Genomic DNA, 22,883 nt, shown 5'->3' with positions numbered 1-22,883 from the left:
TGTCCCCCCTTCTTATAGATTTCCGGTTAATGTTAATGCAACCGCTGCTTTGATTTTCTTTTCTTTTCCATCTTCTTCAAGATTGACAAGTTTTAAAACATCATGTGGACAGGTACTGACACAGGCCGGTCCGCCTTCAAGACCGATACAGAGATCGCACTTGTAAGCTGATTTTCTGATTTCGTCACTGCCGATCTGTTTGACGGCTTGGCCTTTTTTGGCAATCGGAAGCATTTCCATCGCACCAAACGGACAGGCCATCATGCAGTTTTTACAGCCGATGCAGAGATCTTCATTAACATAGACAACGCCGTCCACTCTGGCAATTGCTTTGGCCGAACAGGAATTCAGACAAGGTGCATCTTCACACTGTTTGCATTGAACCGGCAGACAGGATTCGTCAAGTCTGGTTAAATACAGTCTTGGTGTAACCGGTATTTCTACGGTACCAACCGTGTGCGCGACTTTGTTATCCTTCTGATTGTGTACCGTAAAACAGGCCACTTCACAGGCTCTGCATCCTGTACACTGATCATTGCAAGCGACAACAAATGAACTTAAATTATTATTCATTTTACCCTCCATTTTTTTAAGATATTAAATATTCCAATGAACTTTTCAAGCAATCGATTCTTTTTTTTTTTGCAATTTTTCCAAACAGTTCATCACCCAAATCAATCCGGTTGGGATGGGTATAAACATTCATCCGCTCGCCGCGGACAAATCCAACCAGGGTGATACCCGCCTGTTCCGCCTTCTCAATGCTCAAGGTTGTTGAAGCCGATTTTGACAGAACAATCGGGATACTTCCTTTATCCGCTTTTTCGATCATATCCGAAGAAATTCTCCCACTGACGACAAGAATCTTGTCTCTGCAGTCAATGCCATTCAGTATGCAATGCCCAATCACCTTGTCCACTGCGTTATGTCGGGCTACGTCCATGAGCGTGACAATTTCTGTTTCCTGATCATAGATTGCAACCCGGTGAAATCCGCCCGTTTCTTTAAACAGCGATGTCGGCGCAATGTTTTTTTCCATGATTTCATAGATCGTTTGGATTTTTACAACGATTGGTTCCACCAGCGGCATTTGTTTCAGGCCCGGTGCGTTTTCTGCCAGCTGCACTTTTGCAATATTCTTCTTCACATCGATTTCGATGCTTCTGATATCCTGCCTGGAGCTCAGCATGCCGCGGCTGGTCAAATGGCCAACGATCAGCTCTTCCAGATTTTCGGGTGTACAATAAAACGTACAAAATTCTTTGTCGTTTACATATAATTTAAAAGGATATTCGGTGATAATAGTCTCATCCACAAGATCGGACTGTTGGCCGTTGACCTTAACCACTGCCCGCTTTAAAAAAGTATCCAAAGTTTGCCACCCCTCCTTATATCAATCGTTTTAAGTTTAAAAATAGACTGTATCGAAGTTTGCACGAGTTTAGTTTATCATCAGACTCCGCTTTACTACGATACAGTCATCGTCGTCTTTTAAGCTTTAGTTATTCTTTTACCTGAGACAGCGAAATTGCCGCTGCTGTCCGTTTGTTTGATGCTGAGGTTTCCACTGCTTCTTCGGTGATGAGTTTCAACGATGCCGTTGGGCAAACGCGAACACAGGCAGGTCCCCCTTCAATTCCGTTACAGAGATCGCATTTGTTGGCAATGATTCGATCGCTGCCGTCTTGCTGTTTGCCTCCATCGCTGGCTTTGACCATATCGATGGCGCCATAGGGACAGGCGATCATGCAGGTCTTGCAGCCGATGCATTTGTCCTGGGCAATAATCACGGTATTGTCGACTACTTCGATGGCTTTCACTGGGCAGGCATTCATGCAGGCCGGATTTTCACAGTGCTTGCATTGCACCGGTATCGTGATGGTCGCTGTTTTTACTACATCAAGCTTCGGATTGAACACGTATTCGCCTGGCTTCATCTGAAAGATTTTTGTTCCTTCGTGCGCAACCACGCAACCGATCATACAGGTTCGACAGCCGATGCATAAGTCTGGATTACCTTTTACAAAATAATTCATATTCTACACCTCTTTTTTGGCAGTATCGATGCCCATATTTTTTCGGATACTTTCATACGAATCTTTAACATACTGTTCCGCCCAGGCCTGGTCGTCGATCTTTTCCAGATTGATGGCACAGTACTTGGATTCCGGTGTATTGCTGACGGGATCAAGATACGGCGTCGTCAATTCGTTGCAGGCACCGATCCACCACTGATAAGTCATGTAGGTGGCTCCTGGTCTGACCCGCTCTGTCGGCAGAACCCTAGTGATCAGGCTGCCCCGTTTGGAGTATACTTTGATCAGATCGCCTTCTTTGACATTAAGTTTTTCACAGTCTTCCGGACTCATCTGAATCCAGCCCGGTTCGTCTTCCAGGTTGGCCAGAGCACGGCAGTTACCGGTCATGGTTCGAACGGAATAGTGGCCGACTTCACGGACGGTTGAGAGTGAATAGGGATATTCCGGACTTTCAACTTCACAGGGTGGTCGCCATTCGGTTGCAAAGAACTTGCCTCTTCCATCCGGATGGGAGAATTTTCCACCCGTGAACAGGTATGGCGTTCCCTTATCTTCCATGGACTCGTCACGGCATGGCCATTGAATGCTGCCAAGCGCTTCCAGTTTTTCATATGTCGCACCGAAGAAACTTGGGGTCAGACTTCTCATTTCATCCCAGATTTCCTTGGTATTGTTGTAGTGCATCGGATAACCCATGGCGGTTGAGATCAGGCTGATAATCTCCCAGTCGGTCTTGACATCGCCTTTCGGTTCAATCGCTTTTCTGATTCTGGCGAAGCCACGGTCACAGGCGGAATAAATGCCGTCATGTTCACCCCAGGCGGTCGATGGTAAAATAACATCTGCCTGAAGGCCGGTTTTATTCATGAAAATATCCTGCATGACGACAAAATCGAGTTTTTCCAGTGTCTCTCTGATTTCGTTAAGATCCGGATCGGATTGAGCTGGATCCTCTCCGAAAATATAGTAGGCATGGATTTTCTTTTTCTCATCTTTTTCTTCGAGGACGCGATGGGGAACATGGGTCAGTGGAATACCAACCTTGTTTGAAAGTTTGACGCCCCAGGCTTTTTCGAATTTTTCACGTACCGCATCATCGGTCACGCTCTGATATCCGGAGTAGCAGTTTGGCAGCGCGCCCATATCACAGGCTCCCTGAACATTGTTCTGACCACGGACCGGACCGATACCCATGTTTGGTCCGCCGAAGTTTCCGGTTAAGAGTGCCAGACTGGCCAGTCCTTTGACAACATCAACGGCCTGGGCAAACTGACAGACACCCATTCCATAAAGAATCATCGATGATTCCGCTTTGGCATAAGCTCTGGCTGCTTCGCGGATTTGTTCCGCCGGTACATGACAAATTGGTTCGGCATATTCCGGGGTATATTTTTTAACAAATTCCTTGTATTCTTCATAGCCGTTGGTGTGATCTTCGATAAACTTCTGATCAGCCAGGCCTTCTGCTATGATAACATTTGCCATGGCCTGTACCAGCGCCATGTTGGAACCGCCTTTTAATTGGAGATGCATGTCGGCGATTCGCGCCGATTCGGTGATCCGTGGATCAACAACGATCAGCTTCGCACCTTTTTGCTTTGCTTTTACAATTCTTCTGGCCACGATTGGATGTGAATCCGCACCATTATATCCAAAAATGAATAATAATTTTGCGTCTTCGATTTCTGGGACGCCCATTGACATAGCGCCGCTTCCTAATGAGTACTGTAGACCCGCTACAGATGGAGCATGTCAAACCCTGGCGCAGTGATCCACATTATTCGTACCGATGGCGGCACGCATAAATTTCTGCATGACAAAGTTTGCTTCATTTCCCGGGCCACGGGCAGAACCTGTTCCCATAATTGAATCCGGACCGTATTTCGCCTTGATCTCTGACAGACGTTCTGCAGTGTAGCTGATGGCTTCATCCCATTCAACCTCTTCCAGTACCCCATTCTTTCTGATCATTGGCTTGGTGAGCCGTTTCGTCAGAATCTGGGGATCATTTAAATAATCCCAGCCGTAATGGCCTTTGAGACATAAGTTTCCCTGGTTGGTTCTACCATCCGCCGGTGTCGCGCTAACAATCTGACCATCTTCGACGTTGAGGTATAATTGACAACCTGCTCCGCAATAGGGGCAAGTCGTTAATACTTGTTTTCCCATAATACATCCTCCTTCTCAGTGATATCGTTTGCTTTAATTATGTCATATCCTCCGGTCGATTGTCAAACAAATATCAGACAATGACAAATATTTACCTCACCTTTATTTGAGTAATAAAATCATTGCCCTCACACATTCAAATCCCGTAAAAGTTCAACTTTTTTTGCTATTTTTTATCAATCGCTCAAAACGCGCGACACAATTAAAGGATTGCGATAATTATCAGCCTTTTGTTTAGCCGTATTTTCCCGCGCTTGACTTTATCTCTTTGAATTCCTTATAATTAAGTATTGCGTATCATCATATCAAACGCACTCAACCTTTAAGAGGAGGCTCAAATGAATTACAGCGATCTTTCATTTCTTATTCTGGCCGGTGGAAAAAGCCGCCGCATGGGAACGGACAAGGCTGATCTTGATTATCACGGTCACACGTTTCTTGAAACCCTGATTGAAAAAGCACGGAAAATGGGCTTCACCGACATTATCATCTCCGGCTATCCCCATGAAATTTCAGGCATTACACCGGTAGCCGATGAACTGGCCGGTCGGGGTCCTTTGGGCGGGATGTATTCCTGCTTTAAAAAGGCCAAAAACAAATACTGTTTCATTGTCTGCGTGGATGTGCCGCAGCTTGTCGAAGACACCATTTTTTCACTGATCGACTTTCATATGAAAGAAAAAAACGAGATCACCCTGCTGTCTCAAAACGGAAAAGTTGAACCGCTGATCGGCGTTTTTCCCACCAGCAGCTATAAAAAAATACTGCCGATTATCCGGGACCATTCCGCAAAGGTGTTCCGGCTGATCGATCAGTACGACTATAAAATCTTCTCCGTCAATGATGAAAGCAAAACGATGGCCAACATCAATACGCCGGAGGATTATCAGCAAATAATGAAAAAGCCCTGAGATGCATTCGCATCTCAGGGCTTAACGATTCAAAATTGGCGGGAATATGTGGGAATCGAACCCACCCAAGCAGTTCTTCACTACTCATACTGGTTTTGAAGACCAGAGGACACACCAGCGCCCATCTACCCCCAAACTTTAATACAGTCAATATGGTATCATATATTTTTTTTGTCCGCAAGCTCTTTGCGCCCATTTCGATAAAACTGACCGGCTGTTTTTTTTCACAAGTTCATCTTCTGAGCAATTTCATCCAGAACTGTTTCAATTTTCCCGTCAAAGCGATTTTCAAATACGATATCCGCCTGATCGATGACGGCTGCCGCGGTGTTTTTCATCTGACTGTCTCTGGTGTTTCTGACCATGACAAAGATACCCGGATTCACAACTTTTCTCAACGTGTTCGATTCACAAATGATCAGGGCCTCTTTGGGTATTCTGGAAATCACGGTTTCGATGCCTTTGGCCATGCAGGTATTGATGGTTTTCAGCCAGTATACTTTTTTGGCGCCGCCGGCCAGGAGTAAAACGGTATCTTTTTTTTCATCGCGCAGCACTTCTTCGGTTATTTCAAAATCACCGGCCAGATTCGAACAGGCCCCGCAGCCTTCCCCGCCGTGAACGCATTGCCGGTGATTTGAGTCAATCGTCGTGACCTTGATGCCGTATACCGGCATTTTCTCTTTGTATTTTTCAATGATGGCAACGGCCAGCGTCGTTTTGCCACTGTTTCTCGCCGTTGCCCCGATTAATATCATGTTCGGAATATCAATTGCCATTTTTCTTCTCCTCTATTTCTGAAGCTGCCTGCCCTCGCCGACTTTTTTCGTAATCCGTTTCTTGTCGAATTCCTCAAGCAGCGCGACCGCGTATTTTCGTGAAACGCCCAGCATATCCCGGTAGGTTCCCAGCGCGATCTCCTGATTCTTTTCAAGGTAGTCGTTGAGTAAATCCAGCGCCTGCTGATAATAATCACGGTGGATGCAGAATTTCAGATCAAGCGGGATGATGGTGCCGGATTTCTTCAGCATCGTGATGGCACCGGTATACTGCTTGTTTTTTCCGTAGTGTCTGGCCAGATCGTCCAGCGACGGCGGCGCGAAGCCGGCATTTTGATAGCGCTGCTCGACCTCGTTGAGCAGTTCCGTGTCGGCTTCCTTATAGACGACCTTGAAGTCCGGCAGACTGACGAATTCAGATTCCCATTTGACCGTTTTTTTATCGATGAAGTATCCGATGATGCTGTCGATCGCCGCAACCGGCGCCTGCGGTATCAGTTTGCCTCTGACTTCCTCGCGGTTCATCCCTTCCTTCAGCGGATAAGCTTTATGGAATTCCCGCAGCAGTTTGATCAGCCTGTTTTTCAGAAACGCCAGGTATTCCTTTGACAGATAGAGACGATCGTTCATCGGAACAATAGCCTTTTCTCCCACCAGTTTTTCGAGCTCTTTTGCAATCGGCTCTTTTCCGATATGGTCTCTGATGTAGTCGATGTCCCGGAGGTTTTTGCTCTGTTCGCGGATTTCCAGCAGCACCTTTTCCTTCCGGGTCCCGTTCTCCCGGATCTCCATGGCGCTGATGACAGCCGGCTGATTCCGGCGGTGCTTGATGGGGTTGGCATCCAGAACCGTACCGCCGCCGATGGTCTCCAGCGGCGAATAGAAGCGGATGACAAAGTGATCGCCCACTTTCAGCGCCAGTTTCTCTTCAAACCGGAACTGGACATAGGCCGATTCTCCGGCTGCCAGCTCATCCCGATCGAGCAGAATCACTTTGGCCAGAATTTCCTTCGTACCATGGTAGAAATGGACCCGGCTTGCATTTTTAACGGTTCGGGCGGTGCTTTTCAGGATGTTGAGCTTGACATCCACCATCATCGTGTTTTCGATGCTGTTTTCATGCGCGATGGCATCCCCGCGCATGACTTCCTGTTTCTTAATTCCGGTCAGATTCACCGCCACCCGCTGTCCGGCAACGGCTTTCTCCACCGGGTTGCCATGAACCTGCAGGCTCCGGACTTTGGCCGCCTCCAGACTCGGATAGAGCATGACGTTCTCGCCGACCTTGATGCGCCCCTCAATCAGCGTTCCGGTTGCCACCGTCCCGAAACCGTCGACTGAAAAAACGCGGTCAATCGGCAGCCGGCAAGGTGTTGAAAGTTTTTTCTCCTTAACCTGTGACACAATCACCGAAAGCGCCGTCTTCAGCTCCTCCAGCCCGGCTCCGGTGTGGGCCGATACCGGTATAATCGGCGCGTCTTCGAGGAAGCTGCCCTGGAATTTTTCGCGGATTTCGCCTTCAACCATTTCGATCCAGTCGTCATCGACCAGATCCGTTTTCGTGATCACAATCAGCCCGTGTTTGATTTCCAGCAGCGACAGAATTTCGAAATGCTCGATGGTCTGGGGCATGATGCCGTCATCAGCCGCAATGACCAGCATCGCCAGGTCGATCCCGCCGGCGCCGGCCAGCATGTTGTTGATAAATTTTTCATGTCCGGGGACATCTACAATACCGATCCGGTTGCCGCAGGGAAGATCAAGAAAGGCAAAGCCCAGTTCGATGGTGATGCCGCGTTTTTTTTCTTCCTTCAGCCGGTCGGTGTCGATGCCCGTCAACGCCTTGACCAGGCTTGTTTTTCCATGATCGATATGTCCTGCTGTTCCTAAAATGAGATTCATTCAAGCCTCCTGCGTTATTCTGTCATATTTTTCAGCGTCATCGCAATGGTTTCAAAATCGCGGCTTTCAATGGTCCGCATATCCAGCAGATAACGATCCTTATGTATTCTGCCAATGATGGGTATATCCGCCTCGTTCAGTTTCCGGTCCAGCGCATTTGCGGAAACCCCTCCGACTTCCACCGCCACGCAGACGCTGGGGATCATCTGGTTGGGCATCGAGCCCCCGCCGACCTGTCCAAAATCCTCAACGACCGCGGATGCAATCAGCGGATTTTTTCCCAGCAGAGCGGTAAAACATTCTGCTTTTTCCAGCAGAGACTCCTGCGTGGCCGAAAGTAAGGCCAGAACCGGAATTTCCTTTTGCGCTTTATCTTTGTCCAGATAAAGCCTGAGAGTCGCTTCCAGCGCTGCCAGTGTCATTTTGTCCACGCGCAGAGCCCGGGTCAGCGGATTTTTTTTCATCTCATCGATGTACTTTTTCCGGCCCAGAATGATGCCGGCCTGAGGTCCGCCCAGCAGCTTGTCCCCGCTGAAGCAGATGATGTCCGCGCCGGATTTCATACTTTCCAAAACGTTGGGTTCATCCCCCAACTGGTAGTCTTCCGCTTTAAAAAAGCCGCCGCTGCCCATATCGTACAACACCGGCAGATCGTGCTTGTGGCCGATTTCCGTCAGTTCCTGAAGCGACACCTCCTGCGTAAATCCCATAATTTTGAAGTTGCTGGTGTGCACCTTCAAAAGCGCCCCCGTGTTTTCACAACAGATGGCCTTTTCGTAGTCCGCCGGCTTGGTTTTATTGGTACTGCCGACCTCAACCAGAGTGGCACCGCTCTGCTGCATCACTTCCGGCACCCGGAAAGACCCGCCGATCTCCACCAGCTCGCCCCGTGAAACGATGACCTCTTTGCCCTTTGCCAGGGTGCTCAAAATCAGCAGCACCGCGGCCGCGTTGTTATTGACGACAATCGCACTTTCGCAGCCGCAGATTTTTTCAAGCAGAAAGTCGACGTGGCTGTAGCGGCTGCCCCGCTCGCCGGTTCTGACATCGTATTCCAGGGTGCTGTAATTTCTGGCTGCTTGATAAGCCGCCTGGGCAGCCGCTTCGCAAAGCACCGCCCGGCCCAAATTCGTATGCAGAACGATCCCGGTGCCATTGATCACCGGGCGCAAATGCATGCGGGTTTCCCGCTGGAGGCGGGCTTCAATTTCCCGGACTAATTGACTTTTGTCAACCAGATCGCTGTGATTTCCCGCCACGATCTGCTGCCTTTTTTCCTCGACGACCATCCTGGCGCACGCCACCACCACTGCCGTGCCATACCGACCGGCCACTTTCACCAACTGGGGTTCTTTCAGCAGTTCATCAATCTTCGGTATGGATCTTAAAATATCTCTGTCCACTGTCATCTTCTTCCACGCTCTCCCGCATTCTCAATCCCAAAGGCAAATCGCCGCTTGTCAGTCTTCCAGATGAAGATAATCCCCTTCGGTCAGAATGCCGCCCATCACCACTCGGCAGAAAATGCCTGCCTTCTGCATCAGGCAGTCGCCCGCGGTTTTGTCCATTTCGCAGACTTCGCATTCCTTCCCTTTATGGGTGATCCTCAGAATCACATCCCCGGATCGGAACTGGGTGCCGACCGGATAATTCGAAAAATCAATTCCCTGCACCACCAGATTCTCCCCGAAGGCGCCTTCCTGTACTTCGGCGTCCTTTCCGATGAATGCCTGAATCGTTTCATAGGACAACAGACTGACCTGTCTGTCCGTGTGAGGGCCGCCATGGCCATCGCCTTCAACGCCGAAATTTCTGATCAGATTCGCCTGATGAATATTGCGCTTCGGTGTTCCCGTATCAACACTCGTGCAGATTCCCGTTATTTTTCCTCTGACTTCCATCATTTTTCCTCCATCTTTTATAATAAAATAACCTTTGCCTGATCCCCTTTTTTCATTCCCGGGTTTCCCGCTTCAATTTCGACCATGCAGTTGCAGCCCTTCAGCGATGCGACCATTCCCGAGGCATGCCCGCCCGCCGGCAGTTTCACTCTGCCCTCGTCATAAATCGCCCGGATGAAGCGTTTTCCCTTGCTCTTTTTCGGAAAATCGCTGTCCATGATGCCGGTTGTTTCGCTTGTGAACATCGAAGTGTCCCGCGATATTTTGCCGAGCATCGGTCTGGCCAGCAGTTCAAAGGTCGCCAGCGCCGCAAACGGATTGCCCGACAGATTCAGGATCGGTTTGTTTTCCAGGGTTGAAAACATCGCCGGGGTTCCGGGTTTCAAATTAACCTTCCAGAATTTCCGGTCGACGCCAAGCTTTGGCAGCACCTCGTGAAAAATATCCTTTTCTCCGACGGAAACCCCGCCGGTTGTGATGACCGCATCGGAGACAGCCAATGCCTGTCTGACCTTCTCGGCAACCACATCGACATCGTCACCGGTCTGCTGGAGATAAACCGGAGTGATTGAAAGCTCTTTGAGTCGGGCTGCCAGCAGAAACAGATTGCTGTTGTAGATTTTTCCCTGCTCCAGCAACAGCCCCGGCACAAACAGTTCTTCCCCCGTAACAAGCAATGCAATCCGGGGCTTGCGGTAGACGCTCACCGTCGTGAAACCCATGCTGGCCAGTAGACCGATATGAACAAAATTGAGTTTTTCACCCTTTGAGATCAGTTTAGTGCCTTTTTTGAAATCCTCACCGCTGTAACAGTAGTTTTCATAGGCTTTCAACGACTGGTAAATGGCAACGGTCTCCGTACCGTAATCGGTTGCCTCCTGGCGGATCACGCAGTTGGCACCTTGGGGAATCATGGCTCCGGTCATAATCCGAACGGCCTGGTTCGGTTTTAACTCAAAAGCACTGGCATCCCCCGCGTAGAGCTTTCCGACGACCGTCAGCTTGACCGGGTTTTCCCGGCTCGCCCCGGTGGTGTCCTCCGCTATCAGGGCGTACCCATCCAGCGGTGACCGGTCAAACGGCGGGTTGTCGATGGGGGCAAACACATCCTCAGCCGCCACTCCGGACAGTGAATCCAGAATGCCGATCGTTTCCTTTTCCTCTATTTGGGGAACGTTTTCAGTGATGATTTTCACCGCTTCCGTTAATTCAATGCCTTTTAACATAAGCATACTCCTCTTTTCTTTCCTTGACTTTTTTGCTGTAAAATTATAAAAAAAAACCTGCCTGGATTTCGCAGAAAAGAAGGCAAGGCGCAGCAAAGAAGCACGCTTATCAACACAAGTCACACGCTTGTGAAATCTTGCTCCTTTTCAGACAGAAGGCCATCCCGTTTCCAGCATAACCCGAAAGCTCACACGCTTTGGCGCAGTATCATAAAATAATTCTTAGACACTTTTGCTCGGAGTTTATTTTTAATTGTCTAAATTATAACAATACGCTGATGCGGTGTCAACGGGATATTCTCACTAAAATAACCGCAGCAGATCGATTTCCTTTTTATAGTCAAGCGTATTTTCCTGGGGCGTTTCCAGAAAAAAGGGCAGCTCCCTGAGCTGCGGATGGGTGACAATTCTTTCGAAGGTATCGATTCCCAGCGTTCCGAAGCCGATTTTTTCATGCCGGTCCTTGTTGCTGCCGAATGGCATCATGCTGTCATTCAGGTGCACACATCTGAGGCGGGAAAGCCCAATGATCCGGTCGAATTCCGTCAGAACCGCTTCAAGGTTTCCAACGAGATCATAACCGGCAGAATAAACGTGGCAGGTATCCAGACAGACCGCAATTTTATCCTGCAATTCGACCCCATCGATGATGGCTCTGAGTTCCTCAAAGTTACGGCCGATCTCGGTTCCCTTTCCCGACATGGTTTCCAGCAGCACCGTCGTTTTCTGCTGGGGCCACAACTCATCGTTGAGCATATCCACGATCCATCGAATACCGGCAGCAACGCCCTGACCGGTGTGGCTGCCCGGATGAAAATTATAGAGCCGGCAAGGCAGCTGCTCCAGACGCAGCAGGTCTTCCTTGAACGCCATCCTGGCGAAATCCCGGGTGGCCGGTGTGGCCGAGCACATATTCAGCGTGTAGGGCGCATGCGCCAGCAATTCGCCAAAACCGTTGGCCTGCATGATTGCGGTGAGCCCCTCCACATCAGCCGGATCAAGGGCTTTGGCCTTTCCGCCTCGCGGGTTGCGCGTAAAAAACTGAAAGGTATTGGCGCCGAGACTGACGGCCTCCTTACCGGCTTTTTTATATCCACCTGCGATCGAAAGGTGTGGTCCAATTGTCAACATGATTATTTCTCCTGACCAGATTTTCATAATCTCAAACGGGGGTAATGCTCTTACCGGCACATTTAACGATTATTTATTTCCTACTTATTTGAATTATAGAATTCCTTCAACTCCGCCTTTACTGCCGCCGGCAGTTCGCTCTTTTTAATACCCCGGATGGCGCCTTCCAGACCGTAGAGGCGGTTAATGCAAGCCGAAAGATCAATCGCGTGGATTTTCAGCCACGCCGCCCGGCTTCCGGTTTCTCTCAGCTGCTCCGCTGTTTCGATTCCCACCTGATTGAGCTGTCGCTCGATTTCTTTGCCGATATTTGGCAGCTTTGATAATTCTCCCATTTTCACACCTGCATATTCTTTAGTATTTACTGTTAATCTTAAACTGATCGGTTCGCATTTGCAATATGTAAAAATGACAACTTGCGCTTTTTCAGCTGATGTTTTTGGGCATAAAAAAGCCGGCACCTATCGCCGGATAATATTAAATATAAAAAATGGTGATCCCGAATGGACTTGAACCATCGACCCCTACCGTGTGAAGGTAATGCTCTCCCAGCTGAGCTACGAGATCACTTTTATTGCTTTTAATTTTATATCATTTCCTTCAAAAAGTAAAGGATTTTGAAAACTGTTCCCGCCGCGATACGGTCTCAGGTCAAATGCAAAGCAGCGACCCGCTCGGAGCCGCTGCCAAGAAATAGTAAAGTGAGAAAAGCTGTCCAGGACTTTCCTTATCTAGAATGATACGTATAAATCCTTGAATTAGTCTGAATTTTCATGAATCTTAAGAAAGACTCAAGATTCATTTTCCGTTTTTTGCTTTTCTCCGCCAACCTGTCATAAAACACTTGACGAAACAGGTAGTGTATCGTTTATGATAAATATAACAATTCGCAAATTCACAGCAAGTCCGGAGGAATCATAAATGAAGTACCTGATCCAATTTTTAAAAGAAAAGAAAGGAATGTTGTTTTTAATTATCCTGGCAACGGTGATCCAGTCGTTCAGTATGTTGGCCGTACCCTACTTTGCGGCAAAAATCATTGACGATGGCATCATCAAAAAAGATCTGCTGGCGATAGTGGCATTGGGTTTGCAGATGTTGGCCGCGGTGGGCGTTTCAGCCCTTATCTCCTTATGGGCCAGCTATCTGTGTGCCGACTTGGCCGCACTCTCAGGAAAATACCTGAGGGATCGGATTTTTGATAAAACCCAGATATTGTCGATTCGTGATTTTAACCGCTTCAGCACCGCTTCGATGATTACCCGGGCAACCAGCGATATTACAGTGATCCAGCAGACCGTTATTATGTTTACCCAAATGGTGTTGCCCGCCCCCATTATTGCTGTGACCGCCATTATTATGACCATTGCCGTGAGTCCGTCACTCGTCGCGATTCCCGTTATTGCCATGGCCATTTTTATGATTGCCCTTTATTTTATCTTCAGAAAAGCGAGTCCGATATCCCAAACCATTCAAAAACGGCTGGACACCATCAATCGCATTATGGGTGAATCCATTACCGGTGTCCGGGTGATTCGGGCCTTTGACAATTCGGAATATGAAAGAAAGCGAACCGACGATGCCTTTTTGAATTATGCCGATAATGTCATTCATTTAAATAAGACCTTCGCCGTCTTCAGTCCCCTGATCTGGACAGTCGTGGGGATCAGTATGGTCGCTGTGTTATGGTTTGGCAGCTTTCTGGTGCTCAATGGCGAAATTCAGATTGGCGGTATTACAGCGGTTTCTGAATATACCATTCTGCTGCTGATCGCACTGATAATGTCTTCCATGGTGATGGTGATGCTGCCGAAAATGAAAGCCTGCCTGGATCGAACCGAGGAGGTCTTGGATACGATTCCCGAAATAGCCGATGACAACGAGCAGGCGGTATCGGGGAACCCGAACAACCCGGAAAAAATTGTCTTTGATCAGGTCAGCTTTTCCTATCGGGGCGCCGAAGAGTCGGTCTTGGCGGACATCAGCTTTACCTGCGAGCAGGGGAAAACCACCGCCATCATCGGAGGAACCGGATCGGGCAAGAGCACCATTGCCAGTCTGATGCTGCGGCTCTACGATGTGGGCAGCGGCCGGATCACTCTGGAGGGAACGGACATCCGCCGGATGACCCAGCATCAGCTCCGGGAAAGAATCAGCTATGTGCCCCAGAAGGCCATTCTCTTTGGCGGCACCATCGCCGCGAATCTGCATATGGGAAACAGCGAAGCAACTGCAGCAGAACTGGAATATGCGGCTAAAACAGCCCAGGCCGATGCCTTCATTACTGAGCTGGAAGATGGTTATGAAAGCACGGTAGCCCAGGGTGGCACGAATTTTTCCGGGGGACAAAAGCAACGCTTGTGTATTGCCCGGGCTCTGGTAAAAAAAGCCCCGGTCTATATTTTTGATGACAGCTTTTCCGCCCTGGATTTTAAAACCGATGCGGTACTCAGAAAAGCCCTGAAAAAGGAAATAGCCGACGCGGCGGTCGTGATCATTGCCCAACGGATCAGTACCATTATGGATGCGGATCAGATCATCGTGCTGGATTCCGGCAGGATGGCCGGGATCGGCAAACATGGCGACCTCCTGAAGACCTGTGCTGTCTATCAGGAAATCGTCGCTTCTCAGCTCACCGAAAAGGAGGCCGACAGCTTATGAAAAAGCAACGTGAAAAAACTAAAAACGAAAATCAGAAAGCGGTATCTCCCGCCGATGTCCCTGAAATGGAAGATCTACCCAAGAATTCCAAGGCCGCTGCCAAACGATTAATGGGGCTGCTGCTCGAACAAAAAGCGGCCTTGATAATTATTCTGGTGGCGGCAGTGGTCAGCAGCGGGCTGTTTGCCATCACCCCGATCCTTATGGGCAAGGCGCTGGATCTGCTCATTAAGGGTGTCACCGATTATGGGATTGGGGGCAGTTATCAAAAACTGGCAGAAATGCTGGGACTACCGCTGATATTATTAAGCTTGGCTTATCTGATTGGGGCATCCTTCTCATTTCTTCAGGAATACACCATGGCGAGTGTTGGCGAAAAGCTGGCTTTATCGCTACGGGAGAAAATAAGTGAAAAGATTACAAAGCTGCCGCTGCATTATTATGATGCCAATGAAACCGGCGATATTTTAAGCCGAACCACCAATGATCCCGATAAGATTGCCGAGATTTTAAAAACCGGGACGTTGCAGTTTGTCAATGCTGTGTGCAATATTGTTTTCAGTGTTGTCATCATGTTCGCCCTAAGCCCGATCATGGCCGTGATCATCATATCAACCATGTCGCTGAGCGTTTTTGCCACCAAATGGATTTCCGGAAAAACGCATGCTGTTTTCTATGAAAATCAGGTCGTTTTAGGGGAACTCAATGGTAAGATTGAAGAATATTACACCGGGAACCTGATTATTAAAAGCTTTAACCAACAGCAGCAGATTATTCAAACCGAGCGGGAATTAAGCAACCGGCAATATCAAGCCAACAAAAAATCACAATTTGTCATCTATGCCATCTATCCGGCGATTCGCTTTCTCACTCAGCTCAGTTTTGTGGTGACCGCCATTGTCGGAGGCATCTTTGCCATTAATGGCACCATGACGATCGGCACCGTTCAGGCATTTTTACAGTATGTCAACCAGATTGCCGACCCCATTACCCAGTCGTCTTATTTTGTTAATTCCATGCAGGCCGCATTAGCATCAGCTGAACGGGTTTTTGAATTTCTGGATGCCGCGGAAGAAGTGCCTGAAATCAGCTCACCTAAGCAGATTGCCAATCCGGACGGGGCCGTTTCATTTGAACATGTCCGCTTTGGTTATCATCCGGGGGACATCTTGATGCAGGATGTGAGCTTTACCGTAAAACCGAATGAGATGGTTGCCATCGTTGGGCCTACCGGTGCCGGCAAGACCACCCTGGTTAATCTGCTGATGCGATTCTACGAGCTCAACGGCGGCAGGATTAAAGTTGATGGCATTGATATCAAGGAGCTTTCCAAAAGCGGGCTCCGACGCATGGTTGGTATGGTCCTTCAGGATTCTTGGCTTTTTAAAGGCACCATCGCCGAAAATATTGCTTACGGAAAAATGGATGCCACCCGGGAGGAAATCATTCAGGCTGCCAAAGCGGCACGATGCGATCATTTTATCAGAACCTTGTCGGAAGGTTATGATACGGTGATCGCCAATGATGATGGTGAAATCTCCCAGGGGCAGATGCAGCTGTTGACGATTGCGCGAGCGATGCTGGCCAATCCCGCCCTGATGATTCTGGATGAAGCGACTTCCAGTGTTGACACCAAAACCGAATTGGAAGTGCAGAAAGCCATGGTTCAGAGTATGAAGGGAAAAACCAGTTTTGTCATCGCCCACCGGCTTTCCACCATCAAATCATCCGATCTGATTCTGGTCATGAAAAACGGCACCATTGTGGAAAAGGGAACCCATCAGGAATTGCTGGCCGCCGATACCTTCTACGCCGATTTGTACAACAGTCAGTTCAATAATCTGGCGGTGTAAACAGTTAAATAATCTATGCCGGCCGGACTGGTGCAATGCCACCTCCAGCAATGAACCAGCACAGACAATTTGATGTTCCGGTGCATTTTCATTAAAATACTTTAAGGAATTATGTCAATAAATCTCGAATCGTTTTAATGATCTGATCGAATTCAATATTTTCTGCGTACGAATATTTCTTGCTGTAGTCATTCCAGATTTTACGGAGTTCCTGACTTTCGAAAATACTATCCAGATAAACAACGTAATTATCTAAATACTTGGTGCTGTCTCTTTCTTCAGCTTTTTTCCTGATCGCTACTTTCAGTTCATCCCGATCCAACACTGAGTTGTTGAGCTTAATGAGAATATAAAGATCATAATAGTCTCTAGCTCTGGTATTGGAGATATTTCTTACCAATATTGATTCTATCTTTTCAGTTGTCTGGGACTATTGATGATCATGCTAACACCTCCATGTATTGATGTACCAGGGATGAAATCTTAAAAACATCTGCATACGACTGAAGTTTAATAAAATCTCTCTCTGGATCACGCATGTACTGCCGGACTGCCGTTAAAACAAGATCGGTATCCAGCTTATCCTTTTTTTTCAGGCAATCGCAGATGGTTCGCTCTTTATCATAAACTGTAATCGTATGACCATATGGCGACTGCACATTCATTTTACCAATTTCATGAAATTCTTTTTTCATATAAAAAAATTGATAGCGATCGTCCATTTTCAATAACCGGGTATTATAACCGGTGGGAATGGTCATCATCAGTTTCAACGGTGACCGATCGGATAAATCATGGAGAAATAACGCCGTTTCATGTGAGAAAATTCCTCTTTTACAGCGATACTGCATGATTAAATAATCATCCACCATTTGTTGTGCATCAATATAAATCCCTTTGCTGATTCGCTCTATTCTGCCTTCCAGCTCTAATCGCCGGAAGACCTTATTATCAATCCCCCGCTCTGCAAAATGTTTCGTCTCAATCACACCATTATTCTTATTTAAAGAGTCCAGAATCATTTCTTTATCCGTCATGCGACCACCCCTTGTCTTTATCGTTCGTATGTATTATAGTTTATACGAACAATAAAGACAAACTTTAATTGTTCTTTCTTAAATCTAACACCAATATTTCTAATGTAACATCTCATCTGTTACATTAAAAATATTGGTGTTAAAATAAAAATCTAGATTAATCTAGTGCTCTTGTGTTTTATTTAAGATAACTTCATTTGTAATGTGTTGATTGCCCACAAAGGCAAATTAATCAGCCAATCTTCCTGTTTATAATCCGTCATTGCCGTACGAATTGATACTTTGGGACTGAATTTTTCATGATAGGTTCTTAAGCTTTTAGCTTTCAAATTGGTTTCAGCCTTAACCTCAATGGGAAACACATTGCTTCCATTATCAACAAGAAAATCGATCTCAGCACTCCCCCGATCATTTGTCCAGTAATAGGTTTCAATGCCCTCTAGCGTCTTTAACTGCTGGAGAACATATTGCTCTGTCAAAGCCCCTTTAAACTCTTTGAACAGATCATTTCCATCAAGCAGAACGCTTTGATTCAGTCTAACCATACAGGATAGTAAACCAACGTCTAACATAAACAGTTTGAAGGCCTTTAAGTCTTCATATGCCTTTAATGGCAGACCTGGTGTTGTTACTCGTTGTACTTTGTGAACTAAACCACAATCCGTCAGCCAGAACATTGCCATTTCATAGTCTTTCGCGCGGGACCCTTCCTTGATCAGTCCATAGATAAACTTCTTGTTTTCTTTGGTGAGTTGGGACGGAATATTATTCCATAACATCCGGATGCGCGGGATCATTTCATTTGGTGCATGCTTCGAAAAATCCTGCTCATAGGCGGTCAGGATTCGCTGCTGTATCTCTCTTGCCTCATTAAAATCCTGATTATCTGCAAAGTTGACAACGACTTCCGGCATCCCACCAACAAAATAGTAATATTTGAGCAAATCAATGTATTCCTGTTTAAAAGTGTTCGCCAGCTCATAATCGCCTTTTTCGATGAGTTCAACAAATTGATCTTTTCCCATAGCTTTCATAAATTCTGTAAAGGACAAAGGATAGAGGTCAAGAAATTCTACCTTACCGACCGGGAATGATGTCCCCTGGTGCAAGGCAACCCCCAGTAATGAACCGGCACAAATAATTTGATATTCCGGTGCATTTTCATTAAAATACTTTAAGGCAGTCAATGCCTTGGGCACTTCCTGTATTTCATCAAAAATAAGCAGGGTATTTTGGGGATCGATCTTATTGCCTGAATAAAGTTCCAGACCGGTAATTATCCGTTCAATTTTCATATTGGCTTCAAACAGATCCTGCATCTGCTGATTATTATCAAAATTGATATAAACAACGTGATCATAGGTTTTCTCTCCAAAGTTTTTCATCAACCAGGTTTTACCGACCTGCCGGGCCCCTCGAATAATCAGAGGCTTTTTGTTTTTCTTTATCTTCCATTTATTTAGCTGTTCCATTGCCAGTCGTTCCATTTTTATCACCTCATTTTAGTGTTCCAATCCATCTTAACATATATTACGACGAATATTCGTAGCAAGTCAACATTTTTTACAATGAATACTTGTATATATGGTGTGACAACTTAAAAACAGCTTTGCATATCCGCAGAATAAATTTGCATAATAGTCTTCTCAATTGGTTTCTTATATCATCAGTTGCATTTTTCAGCCTAATTGTACAAACTGTAAATTTTCGCTTCCACATTTTTTTCGCCAACCATTTCCTTTAGTGCCAGCTCATACAAATCAAGCTGAGGTTTGTAGATAGCCTCTAAATTCTGTTTAAATTTATCCAGATCTTCTATCTCTCCCCTGGCATTGGTTTTATAATCGATAATGGTATAGTCATTTCCTTTAACAATCACCAGATCGATGATCCCACGCATATAAAGTGGTTTTGTTTTTTCCACTTCTGCTAAATTCAAAAGATCAATCAACTCTGATGCCTTTTCTGATTTCACCTGCAACTGGAATGGCAGTTCAGTATAAACAGCATCAGCCTGATGAATCCGATTCCAGAAGAGCTGATCTTGACAAAGATTTTCAGCTTTTAACCGCAAATCTTCGTGAAGCGCATCATAAACAGCGCTTAACTGCTCAATAAACGGTGCCAATTCAATTGATAGGTCGATTTTTAACAGATCGCACTGTTTTTTCGTTAGCTGTTCACTTTCCAGACCCGCCAGGATCGATTTCTTCATGATCATTTCAAGCTCGACTTCTGAAAGATCAGCAATTTTAGAATATCTGCCATCAACCAATAGCTGAAACAGTTTATGAATGATAATCCCGTAGAGGTTCCCCCGAAGCGGTTTGTTAACACTTTCCTGCTCACTAAGTGGCTCCGCATCTTCATCGCAATTGGAAGCCAGATGATTTAAGAACTTACTGGGATTTATGTGCCCGGCCACTGGTTTTTGAGCCTCTTCACAGCAGGATTCAAAAGCCGATTGATGCTTTATAAATTCGCTATGGGTATCCACAATCCCCCAATGCTTTGGTTGATCTTTTTCATGATTGATAATATTCTCAGCCACCCCGGGATAATCCAGTATCCCGTCACAGATCTGCTTTGTTTCCTGGGGACATGCAATCAAGGGTTCCAGCTCTTTCCAGGCCGTATTCCTTGCAACTTTCCCCCGGCTATCGATGCGATCCCCGGATGCAACAATGAGCGCTTCTTTAGCCCGGGTGGAGGCCACATAAAGCAACCGGAGATGTTCTTCCCTTTTTAAGGCGTCCGATATGGCCTTGGCATCATCCCAACCATCTGGCTTTCCAATGTAACTGCCATATTTATCTTTCGGGATGACAAATCCCTTTTTAATGCCGTCTTCCTCGATAAAGAGCATCGTGTCGTTGAAGCCGGAAACCCCGGTTGAAGGATCCGCCAGGATGATCACATTAGCTTCAAGTCCTTTGGCTTTGTGGAGATTCATGATTCGAACAGCATTGTACTCGCCGTCTTCTTCAATCAGATCGGTGATTGACATTTCCCGATCCAGGGTATTTTCGGTGAGACTTTGTAACCTTGCAAAAATATCTGAGAAAGTCGAATAGGGTTCAGCCCGAACCACTTCCAATAGCTGTTCCACATTTCCCATGGCGGAATTCAGGGTGATGACATCATAGTTTTTATTTGCCATAATCGTTTTAAAATCATTGACCACGGTTTCAACCACCACCATCGGAGGAACCTGGTTAATCAGTAATAAAAGTTTCCGAATCTGAAGCAGACTCTCTTTGATGCGGATATCGACTAGTGCTTGAACCGCCGCTTCATTCCAGATGATATGATGATAAGTAAACCGCTGGTCCGCCTCCAGGTGACAGGCAAATAGTTTTTCGAGAACCAAAGCTAACCGATAGCTGTTTCGGTAGTCATCCAGATAGCTCAGCAACAGCACCAGGTTGTTAACCTCTTCCAGAGCCTTTGTCTCAATTTTCCCCGCCACTGAAACAGGAATTCCTTTTTCTTTCAAGGCATTGATGTACTGCGGCATCGAGGTTGTAAACCAGGTAATAATCATAAAATCACCTGGGGTAACGGCTCGGGTCGCTGTGGTCTTAGTCGCAGTATCATAACGACTGATCTGAGCCTGATTCGCAATTAAACCGGCAATCAGTTCAGCGATATAAGGGGCATCCCGTTCAATCAATTCATCCTTTGTTCCCTCCCCTAACTGGTACCGATAAACACCCTTTAACGTCTGATGATCGCCAACACACTCTGGTGTCAAGGTGGTCATACCTTCAAAAATTGCCTGACTGGTTCCTGCTTCGGTTTGATCCGGGAAACCAAACCCGCTTAATTTTTTCGAATAGCTGTTTTCAACCCAGTCGCAGATCTGCCTGTTTGAGCGATAATTTCGCTGTAATCCGTAGACCCTGGAGTTGCTGTCCTGTTGCATTTTTTCCTTGACCCGGTTATAGAGCTTGATATCGGCTCCAGTAAAAGCAAAGATGGACTGTTTGGGATCACCGACCATACAAAGCGTGCCATCTTTTAATTGGCAGTCTTCCCAGTTTTCCGGCAAGGTCGTCTCCCGGCAAGCCAGATAGAAGATCAGCTCGGTCTGAATGGGATCGGTATCCTGAAATTCATCAATATAGAAGCAGGTATATTTACGACTGAAAAACTGCCGGGCTGTTTCAGACTGCTTGATCATATCCCTGGCCAATACCAGCAAATCCTTATAGGTCAGTTTTTTTTCTTTCTTTTTTTCAGCATTAAAATAGTTGATCGCTCCCATTAAAAACCGCATACACAAGGCATGTCGATAGCATGAGTAATCCTCTTTTAATTCTGCACAGACTTGATCCAATTCATAATCTTTCTTCAGTCTATCATTTACACCTTTACCGGTTTTCAAAAGCGCCGGGTTATAATTTTTATTTTTATCATTTCTGCCCGCACAAATATTCATTTTCGCATCGAGCTTTTCGAGCATTCCCATGCAATCTGAAGAGGGTCTCGCTTTTGCCTGCTCTTGTTGTGTAAACCATTTATACACTGAACGGGTTTCATCTTTAATTACCGGGGTTTCATCGTCCCTCAGGGCACCACCACGCTTCAGTTCAATCTCAGTGAACCCAATGGCTGGATCATCCTGTTTATTTAAAACCTCACAAACCTGTTTTAAGATTTGTCGGGCCTTTAAGAAAAAGTCCTGGGAATCCTTTTCTAAGATATCCTGATCATAGACCCAGTTGATGCCATCTTTTTCGCAGATGGCATAAAAGGTATCTTCCAGAATATCGGGATTAATACCCACTTCCCCCATTCGCGACTTTATTTCACTGATTTCTGGATCAAAGGCGGTTTGATCATTTTCACAAAACTGAGCAAATAGACCTTTTTTAAATACTGCATCCTGATCATCCCGGACAATTGTAAAATCTAGGCTAAGCCCTGCTTCAAAGGGCATTTCTTTGAGCATGCTACTGCAAAAGGAATGAATCGTCGAGATGTGAATCTTATCCATATCTTCAATGGCTCTTTTAAGTTTTTCTTTTTGCTCCCCCTCTGCCTGGGTATGGGCTTTGAACAAATTTACCTGAAAGCGCTCCTGTAGTCCGATGGCCGCTTTTTCGGTAAAGGTGATCGCTACCATTTTATCTAAGGTAATCTCGGTATTTTTGATTTGGTTCAAGATCCGGTTAACCAGGATGGTGGTCTTGCCCGATCCGGCCCCGGCCTCGATTAGAATATTGGGAGTAAAATCATTCAGTATTTGCGATCTGTTTTTATCTTCCATTG

18 protein-coding genes, 2 tRNA genes and 1 riboswitch are annotated in these 22,883 nt (G+C 46.5%); of the genes, 3 read left to right on the top strand and 17 right to left on the bottom strand.

Annotation, left to right across the window (positions count from 1 at the left end):
* Positions 1 to 12: 12 nt before the first annotated feature.
* The 4 genes from GH808_RS09455 to fdhF form a co-directional block, all read right to left on the bottom strand.
* The gene (locus GH808_RS09455) at positions 13 to 573 is read right to left on the bottom strand and encodes a 4Fe-4S dicluster domain-containing protein (protein ID WP_186842538.1); all 561 of its coding nucleotides are present in this window, start codon (positions 571 to 573) and stop codon (positions 13 to 15) included.
* 16 nt (positions 574 to 589) lie between these two features.
* On the bottom strand, positions 590 to 1,372 hold the full coding sequence (gene fdhD, locus GH808_RS09450) for a formate dehydrogenase accessory sulfurtransferase FdhD (RefSeq protein WP_186842537.1): 783 nt from the start codon (positions 1,370 to 1,372) through the stop codon (positions 590 to 592).
* Between the two features lie 130 nt (positions 1,373 to 1,502).
* Positions 1,503 to 2,036 carry a 4Fe-4S dicluster domain-containing protein gene (locus GH808_RS09445; RefSeq protein WP_186842536.1) on the bottom strand — a complete coding sequence of 178 codons (534 nt, stop codon included), beginning with the start codon at positions 2,034 to 2,036 and terminating at the stop codon, positions 1,503 to 1,505.
* 3 nt (positions 2,037 to 2,039) lie between these two features.
* Positions 2,040 to 4,208, bottom strand: coding sequence for a formate dehydrogenase subunit alpha (fdhF, locus tag GH808_RS09440; RefSeq protein ID WP_186842535.1), 2,169 nt, complete (start codon positions 4,206 to 4,208; stop codon positions 2,040 to 2,042).
* A 338-nt stretch (positions 4,209 to 4,546) separates the two neighbouring features.
* On the opposite strand from fdhF, the gene mobA reads away from it, so the two are divergent.
* Positions 4,547 to 5,119: a molybdenum cofactor guanylyltransferase gene (gene mobA, locus GH808_RS09435; protein ID WP_186842534.1), complete on the top strand. Its 573-nt coding sequence runs from the start codon at positions 4,547 to 4,549 to the stop codon at positions 5,117 to 5,119.
* A gap of 36 nt (positions 5,120 to 5,155) precedes the next feature.
* Here the strand turns inward: mobA and GH808_RS09430 are convergent.
* The 9 genes from GH808_RS09430 to GH808_RS09390 all read right to left on the bottom strand — a co-directional run bounded on the left by GH808_RS09430 (position 5,156) and on the right by GH808_RS09390 (position 12,625).
* A tRNA-Sec gene (locus GH808_RS09430) sits at positions 5,156 to 5,252 on the bottom strand.
* Positions 5,253 to 5,343: 91 nt separating this feature from the next.
* Positions 5,344 to 5,898 carry a P-loop NTPase family protein gene (locus GH808_RS09425; protein ID WP_186842533.1) on the bottom strand — a complete coding sequence of 185 codons (555 nt, stop codon included), beginning with the start codon at positions 5,896 to 5,898 and terminating at the stop codon, positions 5,344 to 5,346.
* Between the two features lie 12 nt (positions 5,899 to 5,910).
* On the bottom strand, positions 5,911 to 7,800 hold the full coding sequence (selB, locus tag GH808_RS09420) for a selenocysteine-specific translation elongation factor (protein ID WP_186842532.1): 1,890 nt from the start codon (positions 7,798 to 7,800) through the stop codon (positions 5,911 to 5,913).
* A gap of 14 nt (positions 7,801 to 7,814) precedes the next feature.
* Entirely contained in the window at positions 7,815 to 9,209 is a 1,395-nt protein-coding gene (gene selA, locus GH808_RS09415; RefSeq protein WP_186842531.1) for an L-seryl-tRNA(Sec) selenium transferase, read from the bottom strand.
* Between the two features lie 51 nt (positions 9,210 to 9,260).
* Complete coding sequence (locus GH808_RS09410; RefSeq protein ID WP_243166172.1) at positions 9,261 to 9,704, bottom strand: MOSC domain-containing protein; 444 nt, start codon at positions 9,702 to 9,704, stop codon at positions 9,261 to 9,263.
* 14 nt (positions 9,705 to 9,718) lie between these two features.
* Positions 9,719 to 10,927, bottom strand: coding sequence for a molybdopterin molybdotransferase MoeA (locus tag GH808_RS09405; protein WP_186842530.1), 1,209 nt, complete (start codon positions 10,925 to 10,927; stop codon positions 9,719 to 9,721).
* A gap of 124 nt (positions 10,928 to 11,051) precedes the next feature.
* A riboswitch (molybdenum cofactor riboswitch) is annotated at positions 11,052 to 11,181 on the bottom strand.
* A gap of 49 nt (positions 11,182 to 11,230) precedes the next feature.
* On the bottom strand, positions 11,231 to 12,058 hold the full coding sequence (locus GH808_RS09400) for a deoxyribonuclease IV (protein WP_186842529.1): 828 nt from the start codon (positions 12,056 to 12,058) through the stop codon (positions 11,231 to 11,233).
* An 80-nt stretch (positions 12,059 to 12,138) separates the two neighbouring features.
* Complete coding sequence (locus tag GH808_RS09395) at positions 12,139 to 12,393, bottom strand: TfoX/Sxy family protein (RefSeq protein WP_186842528.1); 255 nt, start codon at positions 12,391 to 12,393, stop codon at positions 12,139 to 12,141.
* Between the two features lie 156 nt (positions 12,394 to 12,549).
* Positions 12,550 to 12,625 (bottom strand) — tRNA-Val (locus tag GH808_RS09390).
* 354 nt (positions 12,626 to 12,979) lie between these two features.
* Here GH808_RS09390 and GH808_RS09385 point away from each other — a divergent pair.
* Together GH808_RS09385 and GH808_RS09380 are read left to right on the top strand one after the other, a co-directional pair.
* On the top strand, positions 12,980 to 14,719 hold the full coding sequence (locus GH808_RS09385; protein WP_186842527.1) for an ABC transporter ATP-binding protein: 1,740 nt from the start codon (positions 12,980 to 12,982) through the stop codon (positions 14,717 to 14,719).
* The gene (locus GH808_RS09380; RefSeq protein ID WP_186842526.1) at positions 14,716 to 16,572 is read left to right on the top strand and encodes an ABC transporter ATP-binding protein; all 1,857 of its coding nucleotides are present in this window, start codon (positions 14,716 to 14,718) and stop codon (positions 16,570 to 16,572) included. The genes GH808_RS09385 and GH808_RS09380 overlap by 4 nt, the downstream gene beginning before the upstream one ends.
* Before the next feature lie 109 nt (positions 16,573 to 16,681).
* On the opposite strand, the gene GH808_RS09375 is transcribed toward GH808_RS09380, so the two are convergent.
* From GH808_RS09375 to GH808_RS09360, 4 genes are all read right to left on the bottom strand, one after another.
* Complete coding sequence (locus GH808_RS09375; RefSeq protein WP_311135775.1) at positions 16,682 to 16,984, bottom strand: nucleotidyl transferase AbiEii/AbiGii toxin family protein; 303 nt, start codon at positions 16,982 to 16,984, stop codon at positions 16,682 to 16,684.
* A 28-nt stretch (positions 16,985 to 17,012) separates the two neighbouring features.
* On the bottom strand, positions 17,013 to 17,609 hold the full coding sequence (locus GH808_RS09370; protein ID WP_186842524.1) for a type IV toxin-antitoxin system AbiEi family antitoxin domain-containing protein: 597 nt from the start codon (positions 17,607 to 17,609) through the stop codon (positions 17,013 to 17,015).
* A 182-nt stretch (positions 17,610 to 17,791) separates the two neighbouring features.
* Entirely contained in the window at positions 17,792 to 19,096 is a 1,305-nt protein-coding gene (locus GH808_RS09365; protein ID WP_186842523.1) for an ATP-binding protein, read from the bottom strand.
* A 197-nt stretch (positions 19,097 to 19,293) separates the two neighbouring features.
* Positions 19,294 to 22,881 (bottom strand): UvrD-helicase domain-containing protein, encoded by a 3,588-nt coding sequence (locus GH808_RS09360; RefSeq protein ID WP_186842522.1) that lies wholly within the window; start codon positions 22,879 to 22,881, stop codon positions 19,294 to 19,296.
* Between the last annotated feature and the right edge of the window lie 2 nt (positions 22,882 to 22,883).

It is taken from the genome of Acetobacterium fimetarium, assembly GCF_014284475.1.
GTDB lineage: Bacteria > Bacillota > Clostridia > Eubacteriales > Eubacteriaceae > Acetobacterium > Acetobacterium fimetarium.
Note: the sequence above shows the minus strand (reverse complement) of the source record. Positions and strands in the feature narration are given on the sequence as shown.